This window comes from Sphingomonas sp. NFR15, from assembly GCF_900103265.1.
Taxonomy (GTDB): Bacteria; Pseudomonadota; Alphaproteobacteria; order Sphingomonadales; family Sphingomonadaceae; genus Sphingomonas; species Sphingomonas pollutisoli.
Map to the genome: position 1 here is coordinate 246872 of NZ_FMWX01000002.1, position 11199 is coordinate 258070.

Sequence of the window (11199 nt, forward strand, 5' to 3'; positions counted from 1 at the left end):
ACGATGAAGCGCGGCGACGGTTCCGTTCTTGAAACATCGCAGACACATACCGGCGCGCACGACGTGCGTGTCAGCGCGGGATCAATGCCCCTCGAACGCGATCAGCGCATCCACCGACAGCCCCTCCGCGCGGAGCGCGTCGGCGCCGTCGAGATCGGGGAGGTCGAGCAGGAATTGCGCCTGCTCCACCACCGCGCCCGCCTTGCGTAGCAGCCGCACTGCTGCGCGCGCGGTGCCGCCCGTGGCGATCAGATCATCGACCAGCAGCACGCGCTGGCCGGGCACGAGCGCGTCCTCGTGCATCGCGATCCGGTCGGTACCATATTCGAGCGCATAGTCCTCGGCGATCGTCGCGCCGGGCAGCTTGCCGTCCTTGCGGATCAGCAGCACGCCGGCGCCGAGCGGGGCCGCCAGCGCGGCGGCGAAGATGAAGCCGCGCGCCTCGATCCCCGCGACGAGATCGACCTTGCCAACGGTCGCCGCCGCCATGCGCGCGATCGCCTCGGCGAACCCTTTGGCATCGAGCAGCAGCGTCGTGATGTCGCGGAACTGGATGCCGGGCTTTGGGAAATCGGGGATGGTGCGGATCAGCGCCTTCAGATCGTCGTTGCGCTGATCCTGGCGGGCCTCGGTCTCGACTGCGATCATTCTCAATGTTTCATGTTGCGCCAGACATTCTGATACGCGCCGTATGCGAGGAAGCAGAACACCAGCAGGAACCCGAGCACGGCAAAGCCGGCGCCGTGGCGGGTATCGAGATTGGGTTCGGCTGTCCACGTCAGAAACGCCGCGACGTCCTTCGCCATCTGGTCGACGGTCGGCTTGGTGCCGTCGAGATACTGGACCTGCCCGTCCTGCGTCAGCGGCGGCGGCATCGCGATGTTGAGGTTGGCGAAATACTGGTTGTAGTGGAGGCCCTTGGGCGTCTTCGCATCGGGGAACTTCGCCAGCAGATCGGCGGGCTGGTTCACATAGCCGTGGCCGACCAGCGAATAGACATAGTCCGGCCCCTCGTGGCGCGCCTTCGTCATCAGCGACAGATCGGGCGGAACCGCATTGTTGTTGGCGGCGCGTGCCGCCACGTCGTTGGCGAACACCAGCGGGAAGTGATCGGACGGCAGGTTCTTGCGCGTCGCGACCTCGCCGGTGTCGGGGTTCACGCTCGGCTGCTCGATCTGCCATCCCTGAGCGATCGCCTTGACCTGACCATCGTCATAGCCGAGCTGCTTGAGGTCGCGGAACGCCACGAGCCGGATCGAATGGCACGCCGCGCACACTTCCTTGTAAACCTGGAAGCCGCGCTGGAGCTGGCGCAGGTCGTATTTGCCGAACAGCCCTTCGGAGGGAAGCTCCGCGTTGAGCAGCGGGCGCTGCGCGTGGACATAATGTTCGGCCGAAGCGGGCGCGCCCGTCCAGGTCTTGGCGGACGAATCCCCGGCCACGCCGACGATGGTCCATAGCAGCGACCAGCCCAGCACGGCGACAATGCCCGCGCCGATGACAGCGGAAATCCAGCGGATCATGGTCGTCCCCTTTATTCTGCTGCGAGCGGCGAGCCGCTGACGGCGGTCTCACTCGGGCTGGTGCCGCCCTTCTTCGCCAGCACCGCCTCGGTGATCGAGTTCGGCAGCGGCCGGGGCCGCTCCATCCGCGACACGATCGGCAGGATGACGAGGAAATGCGCGAAGTAATAGGCCGCGCAGATTTGCGCGAGCACGATGTAGAGCGGGTCCGCCGGCGAACCGCCGCACCAGCCGAGCACCAGAACATCCGCCACCAGCACCCAGAAGAAGGTGCGATAGACCGGCCGGTAGTTGGTCGACCGGACGGGCGAACTGTCCAGCCACGGCAGGAAGAACAGCAGCACGATCGACCCGAACATCGCCAGCACGCCCCACAGTTTCGCGGGCAGGATGAAGTCCGACGTGAACGAGCGCAGGATCGCGTAGAATGGCCAGAAATACCATTCGGGCACGATATGCGCGGGCGTCGCGAGCGGATTGGCCGGGATGTAATTGTCGGGGTGGCCGAGATAATTCGGCTGAAAGAAGATCATGAAGGCGAAGATCAGCAGGAAGATGCCGAGCCCGAACCCGTCCTTGGCGGTATAATAGGGGTGGAAGGGCACCGTATCCTGCTCGCCCTTCACGTCCACGCCGGTCGGGTTGTTCGAGCCGGGGATGTGCAGCGCCCAGATGTGCAGCACGATGACGCCCGCGATCACGAACGGCAGCAGATAATGGAGCGAGAAGAAGCGGTTGAGCGCGGCATCGTCGGGCGCATAGCCGCCGAGCAGCCACACGCGGATCGTGTCCCCCACGATCGGGATCGCCGAGAAGAAGCCGGTGATGACCTGCGCGCCCCAGAAGCTCATCTGCCCCCACGGCAGCACATAGCCCATGAACGCGGTCGCCATCATCAGCAGGAAGATGACGACGCCGAGCAGCCACACCATCTCGCGTGGCGCCTTGTACGATCCGTAATAGAGGCCGCGGAAGATGTGGATGTAGACGACGATGAAGAACATCGACGCGCCGTTGGCGTGGGCATAGCGCATGAACCACCCGGCATTGACGTCACGCATGATATGCTCGACCGAATCGAACGCCACGCCGCCGTTGGCGGCATAGTGCATGGCCAGCACGATGCCGGTGACGATCTGCGCGGCGAGCGCGGCGCCGGCGAGTACACCGAAGTTCCAGAAATAGTTGAGGTTGCGCGGCACCGGATAGCCGGCGCCGACCGCATTGTAGACGAGGCGCGGCAATGGCAGCCGTTCGTCGACCCACTTCGTCAGCGCGAATTTCGGTTCGTAATGTTTCGCCCAGGGAAAGCTCATCTCTGTGACATCCTCAACCGACGGTGACCGTCGTGTCCGACGAAAAGGTGTACGGCGGCACGGCCAGGTTCTTCGGCGCCGGGCCTTTGCGGATGCGCGCGGCGGTATCGTATTGCGATCCGTGGCACGGGCAGAAATAGCCGCCGAACTGGCCGCGGTTCTCGCCTTCGTGGATGCCGAGCGGGATGCAGCCGAGATGGGTGCAGACGCCGAGCGTGATGAGCCAGTTGGTCTTGCCGGGCTTGGTGCGCTGTTCGAGCGTCTCGGGATCGCGCAGCTCGCCGAGCGGCACCGCATCGGCCTCGGCGATTTCCTTGGGCGTCAGATGGCGCACGAACAACGGCTGTTTGCGGAACGACGTGACGACGCCCTGCCCGGCTTCGATCTTGGACAGATCGACCTCGGTGGTCGACAGCGCCAGCACGTCGGCGGAGGGGCTCATCTGGTTGATGAGCGGCAGCACCACGATCGCGCCGCCGACGCCCGCCCAGGCGACCGCCGCGATGTTGATGAAATCGCGCCGGCGCGGATCATCGACCGCTTCGTGGAACGGTGCCGGATCCTCTCCAGGTGGCACGGCATTATCGACTGTTGCCATTTCTCTGCCCTTGTCTTCGCCGTGTCGACGATCGGGTTTGCTCTTCGGATGACGCTGCCGCCGCCCTGATCTCCTCCGTCCCCACGGGAAGCCCAGACCTGATAGACGGAGCCAACGGGCTTTGCCAACAGCATTTTGCCCCTGTAACGACGCGCCCGTGCGCATCGCCCTCCACCAGCCCGAAATCGCCGGCAATGTCGGCACGATCCTGCGCATGGCCGCGTGCTTCGGCGTCGCGGTCGATCTGATCGAGCCGATGGGGTTCGCGTTCAGCGATCGTGCGCTCGCGCGCGCCGGGATGGATTACGCGCGCGCCGCCGAGGTGCGCCGCCACATCGACTGGCCGGCGTTCGAAGCCAGCGCGCGCGGGCGGCTGGTGCTGCTCACCACGCGCGGCGGGGTTCGGCTCGATGCCGCCGCCTTCCGCGAGGACGACATCCTGCTGTTCGGCTCCGAGGGCAGCGGCGTGCCGGCGGCGGTGCATGACCGGGCCGACCTCCGCGTGCGCATCCCGCTCGCCGCGGGCATGCGCTCGCTCAATCTCGCGGTCGCGTGCGGGATCGCGCTTGGCGAGGCGCTGCGCCAGACCGGCGGCTGGCCCGCCGACGACGACACCGTCTCGACTTAGCCGCCGGGCGCGGGCAAAGGTCGCCGCCATGCAGCCGCTCGACGCCCAGCAAACCGCCGCCCGCACGTGGTTCGAACATCTGCGCGACCGGATCTGCGCCGAGTTCGAGGCGATCGAGGCCGAGGCCGGATCGGACGCGCGCTTCGTCTATACGCCGTGGGACCGCACCGACCCTTCCGGCGAGCCCGGCGGCGGCGGCGTGCGCGGGGTGATGAAGGGCAAGGTGTTCGAGAAGGTCGGCGTCAACGTCTCGACCGTCGGCGGCGTGCTCGAGGGCGAGTTCGGCAAGACCATCCACGGCGCGGGTGACGATCCGCGCTTCTGCGCGACCGGCATCAGCCTCGTCGCGCATATGGCGAACCCGCATGTGCCCGCCGTCCACATGAACACGCGGTTCCTGGCGACGACCAGGCGATGGTTCGGCGGCGGTGCCGATCTCAACCCGCCGCTTCCGGTCGCGGAAGATACCGCCGACTTCCACGCGGCGCTGCGCGCGGCGTGCGACGCGCACGATCCGGCCCATTATCCGCGCTTCAAGCAATGGGCGGACGACTATTTCTACATTCCGCACCGGCAGGTGCATCGCGGGGTCGGCGGGATATTCTACGACCATCTCGAAGGCGATTTCGCGCGCGATTTCGCGTTCACGCAGGATGTCGGCCGCGCCTTTCTCGACATTTATCCCGCTCTCGTGCGGCGGCGGATGGCGACGCCGTTCACCGAGGCCGATCTGGCACAGCAGCGCGCGTGGCGCGGGCGCTATGCCGAGTTCAACCTCGTCTATGATCGCGGCACGCTGTTCGGGCTGAAGACCGGCGGCAACATCGACGCGATCCTGATGAGCCTGCCCCCGGTCGCGACATGGGACTGACCGGCGTCCGCGGCGAGGAGGTGGCGACGATCGTCACCACGCTGGAGATGCGCGCGCGGCCGGAGCCGATGCCGGTGCCGGAGGCGCCGCTGCGGCTGGTCGCGCTGGAGCGCCCCACCCTCGATCGCTACCGCGCGCTGTTCCGCAGTGTCGGCGCGCCGTGGCTGTGGTTCTCGCGGCTGGTGATGGACGATGCGGCGTTGACCGAGATCATCCACGATCCCGACGTGGCGATCTTCGCGGCGGTCGATCAGGCGGGCCGCGATGCCGGCATGCTCGAACTCGACTTCCGCACCCCGCGCGAGTGCGAATTGTCGTATTTCGGGCTGGTGCCCGATCTCGCCGGGAAAGGTCTCGGCCGCTGGCTGATGGCGCACGCGCTCGAACGCGCATGGCGCGCGGGGATCGAGCGCGTGTGGGTCCACACCTGCACGCTCGATCATCCGACCGCGCTCGGCTTTTATCGGCGATCGGGGTTCACCGCGATCCGGCGCACGATCGAAACGTTCGCCGACCCGCGGCTGATCGGCGCGCTGCCGCCCGACGCCGCGCCGCAAATCCCGTGCCTCAAACCTCGCGGTTGAGCGCCAGCGCCTCGCGGTAAAGGGCGACGCGCGCCAGGACCGTCGCGATCAGCGCCGCCGTCAGCGCGGCCGCCGCCATCGCGTCGAGCAGCGCCGCCGTCACCGGGTTCGCCATCGGCGCGCCGCCGAGCATGTGCCCCGCCGCGACGAACGGCCAGGCGGCGAGTTGCCCCCCGAACAGCAACAGCCCGGCGACGCCCATCATCACCATGCCGTTGCCGCGCGTCAGCCGCGCGCTGCGCTGAAGCGCGGGGATCGCGCCGATTGGCTGCTCGGCGGCGATCACCGCGCCGGTCAGCAGCAGCCGCCCGAAGATGTACATCGCCGGTAGCACCAGCACGAAGCCGATCGTCGGCACCAGGAACAGCCCGACCGGCAGCGACACGATCAACGCGGCGAGCAGATAGCGCGGGAACAGCCGCAGCGACCCGGCCAGCGCGACGCCGAGCGGCGGACGATTGGTGCCGAGGTACAGCGACAGCATCACCAGGCTGCCGAACAGCGTCAGGATTTCCGCACCGAACAGCCATGGGCCAAAGGCGCCGAACCAGGCGGTGAACGCCTCGACCCAGCCGCGCACCGCCGCCTCGCTGGTGTCGCCCTCGGGCAGCGCCGGCGCGAGCGGCACCAGCAACAGCGACGCGAATTGCGGCAGGAACACGAACAGCCCCGCCACGCGCAGCAGCAGATCCCAGTCGGTCTTCCACATGGACCACGCGGTGTTGAACGCGCGGGCGACATTCATCTTCATATCGGCATTTTCATAACGGGCATTTCATTCGAGTTCGACGATCGTCTCGCGGACATCGCGCACCGCGACGAACAGCCATGCGGTGAACAGCGTGGCCAGCGCGGTGAAACCGGTCTGGACGAGCGCGACGAGGGTCGTTGTGGTGACGGTGGCGACGGCGACCGTATCGGCGCCCAGCGTGAGCAGGCCGAGCACCGCGCCGAACACCATCTTGGCGGCGAGCGCGGCGACCTGTGAAACGATCAGGTAGAGCAGCACGAGGCCGACCAGCTTGAGCGTCATGCCGCGTGTCAGCGCGAGCGAACGGATCAGCGCCGAGACGCCGCGCCGTTCCCCGACGAGCGCCGCGTTGACCAGCCGTAGCCGCGCGAACACGATCAGCCCGACGACCGCAAAAAGCGCCGAATAAAGCAGGATGAACATCGCGGTCGCGACGTCCATCGGCGGCAGCGAGCCCGCCGGCGTCTGGCCGGGCACGATCCCGCTCATCGCGAAGGCGACGAAGATCGGCATGGCCGCGAGCACCAGCACCGCCATCTCGATCAGCGAGACCAGCACCGCGACCGGCAACCGGCCCGCCCCCGTGCGCGCCGCGGCCTTCCAGCCGCGCGCGCCCAGCACCAGCGCGGTGAGCGCGAGATGCCCCCAGATCGTGACGATCGCGAGCGCGACCGACGCGATGCCGAGCGCGACGTTGCGCGCGCTCATATCGCGCCCGACCAGCGGCATCAGGTTGCTCATCAGCGCCAGCGGCACGAACAGCAGCAGCGCGACGATCGGGATCACCTCCGTCCGGCGTTCCGCGACGAACTCGGATGTCCTGTCCCAAACGGCTTCAAGATTGACCATTGGTTCCCCCCGACCCGCGACGCGCGTGGGCCTGCGTTAGCGCAACGCGCCGATCCTCGCCACTGATCCCGTCCGATCTTGCACTCGGGCGCGCATCGGCGCAATCGCGCGTCATGGATCAGGCCAATACAATCGAGTGGCGTGTCGAGCCGGGCCAAATCGGCTATGAGGACGCCCTCGCGATCATGGAGGCGCGTGCCGCCGCCGTTTCCGCCGGCGAGGCGCGCGAGCTGGTGTGGCTGCTCGAACATCCGCCGGTGTACACCGGCGGCACCAGCGCCGACCCCGCCGAACTGCTCGATCCGCGCTTTCCGGTGGTGAAGACCGGGCGCGGCGGGCGCTTCACCTATCATGGCCCGGGCCAGCGCGTCGGCTATCTGGTGCTCGATCTCAACGCGCGCGGGCGCGACATCCGCCACTTCATCTGCTCGCTAGAAGGCTGGCTGATCGACGCGTTGGGCGCGCTCGGCATCACCGCCTTCCGCGCGCCGGGGCGGATCGGCATCTGGACCCGCGACGGCGGCGAGGAGGCCAAGATCGGCGCGATCGGGGTGCGCGTGCGGCGTTGGGTGACGCTGCACGGGTTCGCGGTGAACCTCGCGCCCGATCTCGCGCACTTCGCGGGGATCGTGCCGTGCGGCATCGCCGAATATCCGGTCACCAGCGCGCGGGCGCTCGGCCGGCCGGGCGATTTCGGCAGTTTCGATGCTGCGCTCGCGGCAGCGTTTCCGGCATTTCTGGAGCGCTTGCGCCGCGGTGCGGAAAACTGTGCTTGAGGGCAAGTGGCTATCCGACTAATGTCCACCCTGATGCGGGTAAATAAGGTCAACCAGACCGCCTAAATCACCTTCTAGGGAGCTTTTCTCATGCGTACCATTCTTTCCAAGATCGCCGCCGTTTCGCTCGCCGCCGCCGCTGCGGTTTCGCTGTCGGCTTGCGGCAAGACCGAGACCCCCGTCGACAACACCACCGTCACGGACCTGAACTCGACCGAGAGCACCGACACGATGTCGGACAACATGACCGCGGTCGACGGCACGATGGCCGACAACGGCGCGATGATGTCGAACGAAGCATCGAACGCGATGTAATCACCGGTAAAACGGTGATGCTTGAGGGCCGTCCGGATCGTCCGGGCGGCCCTTTCGATTCCCGTATGTTTCCCGTCCAAATTCGACGAGACGTTGGTCGCATGCTTAAAAAAGCATTTGGGCTGAAACGCAAAAAGCCGTAATCATGCGAACACGACTGCCATTCAGTGAGAAAAAGATGAAACTGTCCCGTGCGTTAAGCGGATGTGCTGCGATGTATGCGGCGGCGTTTTCCCTGCCCGCCCAGGCACAGTTCTTTTTCACCCCCCACGACATGACCGCGCCGCCGATCACCGGCAGCGAGCCGCGCTATGCGACCGATTTCCCCGGCGCGACGCCGGTCGAGGTGCGTTCGGCGCTGGTTTGGCAGATGCGCGCGGCGCTCAACGTGGCCGCGCTGCAATGCCAGTTCGAGCCGACGCTGATGTCGGTGCCCAATTACAACGCGATCCTGTTCAACCATAAGGACGAGATCAAAAAGTCCTACGACACGCTGACCAAATATTTCATCCGCATCAACAAGACGGTTCGCGCCGGGCAGAACGCGCTCGATCATTTCGACACGCGCAATTATTCGACCTTCACCACCGTTGATGCGCAATATGGCTTCTGTCAGACCGCCGCCCGGATCGCGCTGCGCGCGGCGATCGCGCCGCGCGGACAGTTCAGCAAGATCGCGCTCGAGGAAACCGGCACGCTGCGCAACGCGCTCGTATATTGGGGCGACCAGCGCTTCCCGCGCCACCCCTCGCTGATCGCCGCATCGCGCGTTCCCAATCTCGACCCGCAATGCTGGGGCAAGAAGGGCGAATGGGTCGAGAAGAAATGCGGCCCGATGGACATGAGCCTCGCGAGCAACACCATCGGCACACGCTGACCGCCCGATCCGTTCGCCCTGAACGCACCGAGGGCGAACGGCGGACGGTTCAGCTACCGCAACGTCGCCCAGGTCGGCGCATGGTCGCTGGCCTTCTCACGACCGCGATACGCCTTGTCGACACCGGCATCGACGAGCCGGTCGGCGGCGATCGGCGAAAGCAGCAGATGGTCGATGCGGAAACCCGCGTCGCGCTGCCACGCACCCGCCTGATAATCCCAGAAGGTCCACACCCCGCCCTTGGGATGGCGGGTGCGCAGCGCGTCGGTCCAGCCTTGCGCGACCAGGGCGCGGAAGCCCGCCCGACTCTCCGGCTGCATCAGCGCATCATCCGCCATCGCGCGCACCGAATAGGTGTCGTCGTCATTGGGGATGACGTTGTAATCGCCCGCCAGCACCACCGCCCGCTCCTCGGCAAGCAGCGCACGCGCGCGCGCCGCGAGCCGGTCGATCCAGCGTAGCTTATAGTCGAACTTGGGGCCGGGCTGCGGGTTGCCGTTGGGCAGATACAGCGAGGCGATGACGACGCCGTCCACCTCGGCTTCGAGGTATCGGCTATGATCGTCCTCGGTTTCACCAACGAGGCCGCGCTGGCGCTCGAGCGGGTCGGCGCCCTTCGCCAGCACCGCGACGCCGTTCCAGCTCTTCTGGCCGTGCCACACCGCACCGTAGCCAGCGGCGCGGATTTCGGCGATCGGGAAGGTCTCGTCGCTCGCCTTGAGCTCCTGAAGGCAGACCACGTCGGGCTGCTGCTCGGCGAGATATTCGAGCAGGCGCGGCAGGCGCGCCTTGATCCCGTTGACGTTGTAGGTGACGATCTTCACGTGCGCGGGGCGTCAGATCGAGAAGCTGGCGCCGCAGCCGCAGCCCGAGGCCGCCTGCGGGTTGGTCACGCGGAACGCCGCGCCGCCGAGCTCCTCGACGTAATCCACCGCCGCACCACGCACCAGATCGAGGCTTACCGAATCGACTACCAAGCGTACCGCGCCATTCTCCGCGACGGTATCGTCGCTTTCAACGGCATCCGCGAAACCGAACTTATACTGGAAGCCAGAACAGCCGCCGCCATCGACAGACAGCCGCAGGATCGCCGGTTTGCCCTGTTTGGCGGCGATCGCCGCGACACGGGCGGCGGCGGAGTCGGTGAGGGCGATTTCGGGAGCGAGCGTGGCCATGCGCCTCAGATAAGCGGTGGCCCGGCCAACGGCAACCGCCCGCGACCGAAAAGCGAAGGGCGCCGGTCTCGCGACCGACGCCCTGCGCGGACTGGAAAGCGGGCGGCCCGCCTCAGTCGGTGGATTCGTCCGCCGCGGGGCCGACGCCGACCGGGATCGTCTTGATCGAACGGTCCTGCGCGGCGAGCAGATAATCGGCGTTCTGGAGGAACGGGACCGGATTGACCGCATGCCCGTCGATGCGGACCTCATAGTGAAGATGCGGGCCGGTCGAGCGACCGGTCGAACCGATCAGCGCGATCAACTGGCCGCGATGGACACGGGTGTTGGCGGGCACGAGAATCTTCGAGAGGTGGCCGTAGCGCGTCTGGATGCCCTTGCCGTGGTCGATCTCGACCATGTTGCCGTAACCGCCGGCGCGCTCGGCGCGATCGACATAGCCATCGGCGGTGGCATAGACCGGGGTACCGATCGGGCCGGGGATGTCGACGCCCGCGTGCATCGCCGCGGTGCCGCGGAACGGATCGGAGCGGATGCCGAAATTGCTGGTGTAGGCGAGATGCTCGACCGGCTGGACCGAGGGGATGGCGATCAGGCCATGATCGACCGTATCGAGTTTCTTCCACGTCTGGAACAGCGAGCGGAACTGCACGTCGGCGCGCATGTCGGCGGCGGCATCGGCGCTGTCGGCGGCGCGGGCGACACCGCATGCGGAGAAGCACATCGCAACGCCGGCGACACCCGCCAGCATCGTGAAGGCTTTATCTGCGACGGACTTCCGGGCGGTGAAGAAAGACCCGAGACGCGCGATGAGGTGCGCGCCAGACATAGTGGTAAGTTTGTTCATCTGTCCCCGGCGACCGTTATGCGTATGCCGGAAGACGACGGCACCCGCCCCATGTGTCCGGCTCGCAGCCCCTCCACGTCCGGACGCAC

The 11199-nt window shown here is 66.8% G+C and carries 15 protein-coding genes; 6 read left to right on the forward strand and 9 right to left on the reverse strand.

The genetic code is table 11. The features are described 5' to 3' along the window. Positions 1 to 81: 81 nt before the first annotated feature. From BLS81_RS06540 to petA, 4 genes are read right to left on the reverse strand one after another with little or no spacing between them, the layout of a single operon-like run. Positions 82 to 648: an adenine phosphoribosyltransferase gene (locus tag BLS81_RS06540; protein ID WP_093222359.1), complete on the reverse strand. Its 567-nt coding sequence runs from the start codon at positions 646 to 648 to the stop codon at positions 82 to 84. 2 nt (positions 649 to 650) lie between these two features. Further along, the gene (locus BLS81_RS06545) at positions 651 to 1523 is read right to left on the reverse strand and encodes a cytochrome c1 (RefSeq protein ID WP_093222365.1); all 873 of its coding nucleotides are present in this window, start codon (positions 1521 to 1523) and stop codon (positions 651 to 653) included. Positions 1524 to 1534: 11 nt separating this feature from the next. Continuing rightward, positions 1535 to 2839, reverse strand: coding sequence for a cytochrome b (locus BLS81_RS06550; protein WP_093222366.1), 1305 nt, complete (start codon positions 2837 to 2839; stop codon positions 1535 to 1537). Positions 2840 to 2852: 13 nt separating this feature from the next. After that, positions 2853 to 3437 carry a ubiquinol-cytochrome c reductase iron-sulfur subunit gene (petA, locus tag BLS81_RS06555; RefSeq protein ID WP_093222369.1) on the reverse strand — a complete coding sequence of 195 codons (585 nt, stop codon included), beginning with the start codon at positions 3435 to 3437 and terminating at the stop codon, positions 2853 to 2855. A 157-nt stretch (positions 3438 to 3594) separates the two neighbouring features. Between petA and BLS81_RS06560 the strand changes: the two genes are divergently transcribed. The 3 genes from BLS81_RS06560 to BLS81_RS06570 are packed head-to-tail and all read left to right on the forward strand — an operon-like array spanning position 3595 to position 5520. Next, a complete protein-coding gene (locus tag BLS81_RS06560) occupies positions 3595 to 4065 on the forward strand; it encodes a tRNA (cytidine(34)-2'-O)-methyltransferase (protein WP_093222371.1) in 471 nt (156 codons plus the stop codon). A gap of 28 nt (positions 4066 to 4093) precedes the next feature. After that, positions 4094 to 4936, forward strand: coding sequence for an oxygen-dependent coproporphyrinogen oxidase (gene hemF / locus BLS81_RS06565; protein ID WP_093222375.1), 843 nt, complete (start codon positions 4094 to 4096; stop codon positions 4934 to 4936). Then, positions 4927 to 5520 carry a GNAT family N-acetyltransferase gene (locus tag BLS81_RS06570; RefSeq protein ID WP_093222380.1) on the forward strand — a complete coding sequence of 198 codons (594 nt, stop codon included), beginning with the start codon at positions 4927 to 4929 and terminating at the stop codon, positions 5518 to 5520. Before hemF ends, BLS81_RS06570 begins: the two co-directional genes overlap by 10 nt. On the opposite strand, the gene BLS81_RS06575 is transcribed toward BLS81_RS06570, so the two are convergent. Together BLS81_RS06575 and BLS81_RS06580 are read right to left on the reverse strand one after the other, a co-directional pair. Beyond that, positions 5504 to 6271 carry a hypothetical protein gene (locus BLS81_RS06575; RefSeq protein ID WP_093222384.1) on the reverse strand — a complete coding sequence of 256 codons (768 nt, stop codon included), beginning with the start codon at positions 6269 to 6271 and terminating at the stop codon, positions 5504 to 5506. The genes BLS81_RS06570 and BLS81_RS06575 overlap by 17 nt on opposite strands. 24 nt (positions 6272 to 6295) lie before the next feature. Continuing rightward, positions 6296 to 7120: a hypothetical protein gene (locus tag BLS81_RS06580; RefSeq protein ID WP_093222387.1), complete on the reverse strand. Its 825-nt coding sequence runs from the start codon at positions 7118 to 7120 to the stop codon at positions 6296 to 6298. Positions 7121 to 7233: 113 nt separating this feature from the next. Here BLS81_RS06580 and lipB point away from each other — a divergent pair, with 113 nt between their 5' ends. The 3 genes from lipB (at position 7234) to BLS81_RS06595 (ending at position 9088) form a co-directional block, all read left to right on the forward strand. Continuing rightward, positions 7234 to 7896: a lipoyl(octanoyl) transferase LipB gene (lipB, locus tag BLS81_RS06585; RefSeq protein WP_093222390.1), complete on the forward strand. Its 663-nt coding sequence runs from the start codon at positions 7234 to 7236 to the stop codon at positions 7894 to 7896. Positions 7897 to 7986: 90 nt separating this feature from the next. Next, positions 7987 to 8211: a hypothetical protein gene (locus BLS81_RS06590; RefSeq protein WP_093222393.1), complete on the forward strand. Its 225-nt coding sequence runs from the start codon at positions 7987 to 7989 to the stop codon at positions 8209 to 8211. Between the two features lie 274 nt (positions 8212 to 8485). Continuing rightward, positions 8486 to 9088 (forward strand): hypothetical protein, encoded by a 603-nt coding sequence (locus tag BLS81_RS06595; RefSeq protein ID WP_256326103.1) that lies wholly within the window; start codon positions 8486 to 8488, stop codon positions 9086 to 9088. Positions 9089 to 9141: 53 nt separating this feature from the next. On the opposite strand, the gene xth is transcribed toward BLS81_RS06595, so the two are convergent. From xth to BLS81_RS06610, 3 genes are all read right to left on the reverse strand, one after another. Continuing rightward, complete coding sequence (xth, locus tag BLS81_RS06600) at positions 9142 to 9912, reverse strand: exodeoxyribonuclease III (protein ID WP_093222399.1); 771 nt, start codon at positions 9910 to 9912, stop codon at positions 9142 to 9144. 12 nt (positions 9913 to 9924) lie between these two features. Beyond that, complete coding sequence (erpA, locus tag BLS81_RS06605; protein ID WP_093222403.1) at positions 9925 to 10263, reverse strand: iron-sulfur cluster insertion protein ErpA; 339 nt, start codon at positions 10261 to 10263, stop codon at positions 9925 to 9927. A gap of 112 nt (positions 10264 to 10375) precedes the next feature. Next, positions 10376 to 11110 (reverse strand): M23 family metallopeptidase, encoded by a 735-nt coding sequence (locus BLS81_RS06610; protein ID WP_256326104.1) that lies wholly within the window; start codon positions 11108 to 11110, stop codon positions 10376 to 10378. Between the last annotated feature and the right edge of the window lie 89 nt (positions 11111 to 11199).

Coding starts and splice junctions, on each gene's coding strand:
- BLS81_RS06540 (WP_093222359.1), bottom strand. CDS start 648: ATGATCGCAGTCGAGACCGAGGCCCGCCAGGATCAGCGCAACGACGAT.
- BLS81_RS06570 (WP_093222380.1), top strand. CDS start 4,927: ATGGGACTGACCGGCGTCCGCGGCGAGGAGGTGGCGACGATCGTCACC.
- BLS81_RS06575 (WP_093222384.1), bottom strand. CDS start 6,271: ATGAAGATGAATGTCGCCCGCGCGTTCAACACCGCGTGGTCCATGTGG.
- BLS81_RS06550 (WP_093222366.1), bottom strand. CDS start 2,839: ATGAGCTTTCCCTGGGCGAAACATTACGAACCGAAATTCGCGCTGACG.
- BLS81_RS06590 (WP_093222393.1), top strand. CDS start 7,987: ATGCGTACCATTCTTTCCAAGATCGCCGCCGTTTCGCTCGCCGCCGCC.
- lipB (WP_093222390.1), top strand. CDS start 7,234: ATGGATCAGGCCAATACAATCGAGTGGCGTGTCGAGCCGGGCCAAATC.
- petA (WP_093222369.1), bottom strand. CDS start 3,437: ATGGCAACAGTCGATAATGCCGTGCCACCTGGAGAGGATCCGGCACCG.
- BLS81_RS06610 (WP_256326104.1), bottom strand. CDS start 11,110: ATGAACAAACTTACCACTATGTCTGGCGCGCACCTCATCGCGCGTCTC.
- erpA (WP_093222403.1), bottom strand. CDS start 10,263: ATGGCCACGCTCGCTCCCGAAATCGCCCTCACCGACTCCGCCGCCGCC.
- BLS81_RS06595 (WP_256326103.1), top strand. CDS start 8,486: ATGACCGCGCCGCCGATCACCGGCAGCGAGCCGCGCTATGCGACCGAT.
- BLS81_RS06545 (WP_093222365.1), bottom strand. CDS start 1,523: ATGATCCGCTGGATTTCCGCTGTCATCGGCGCGGGCATTGTCGCCGTG.
- hemF (WP_093222375.1), top strand. CDS start 4,094: ATGCAGCCGCTCGACGCCCAGCAAACCGCCGCCCGCACGTGGTTCGAA.
- BLS81_RS06580 (WP_093222387.1), bottom strand. CDS start 7,120: ATGGTCAATCTTGAAGCCGTTTGGGACAGGACATCCGAGTTCGTCGCG.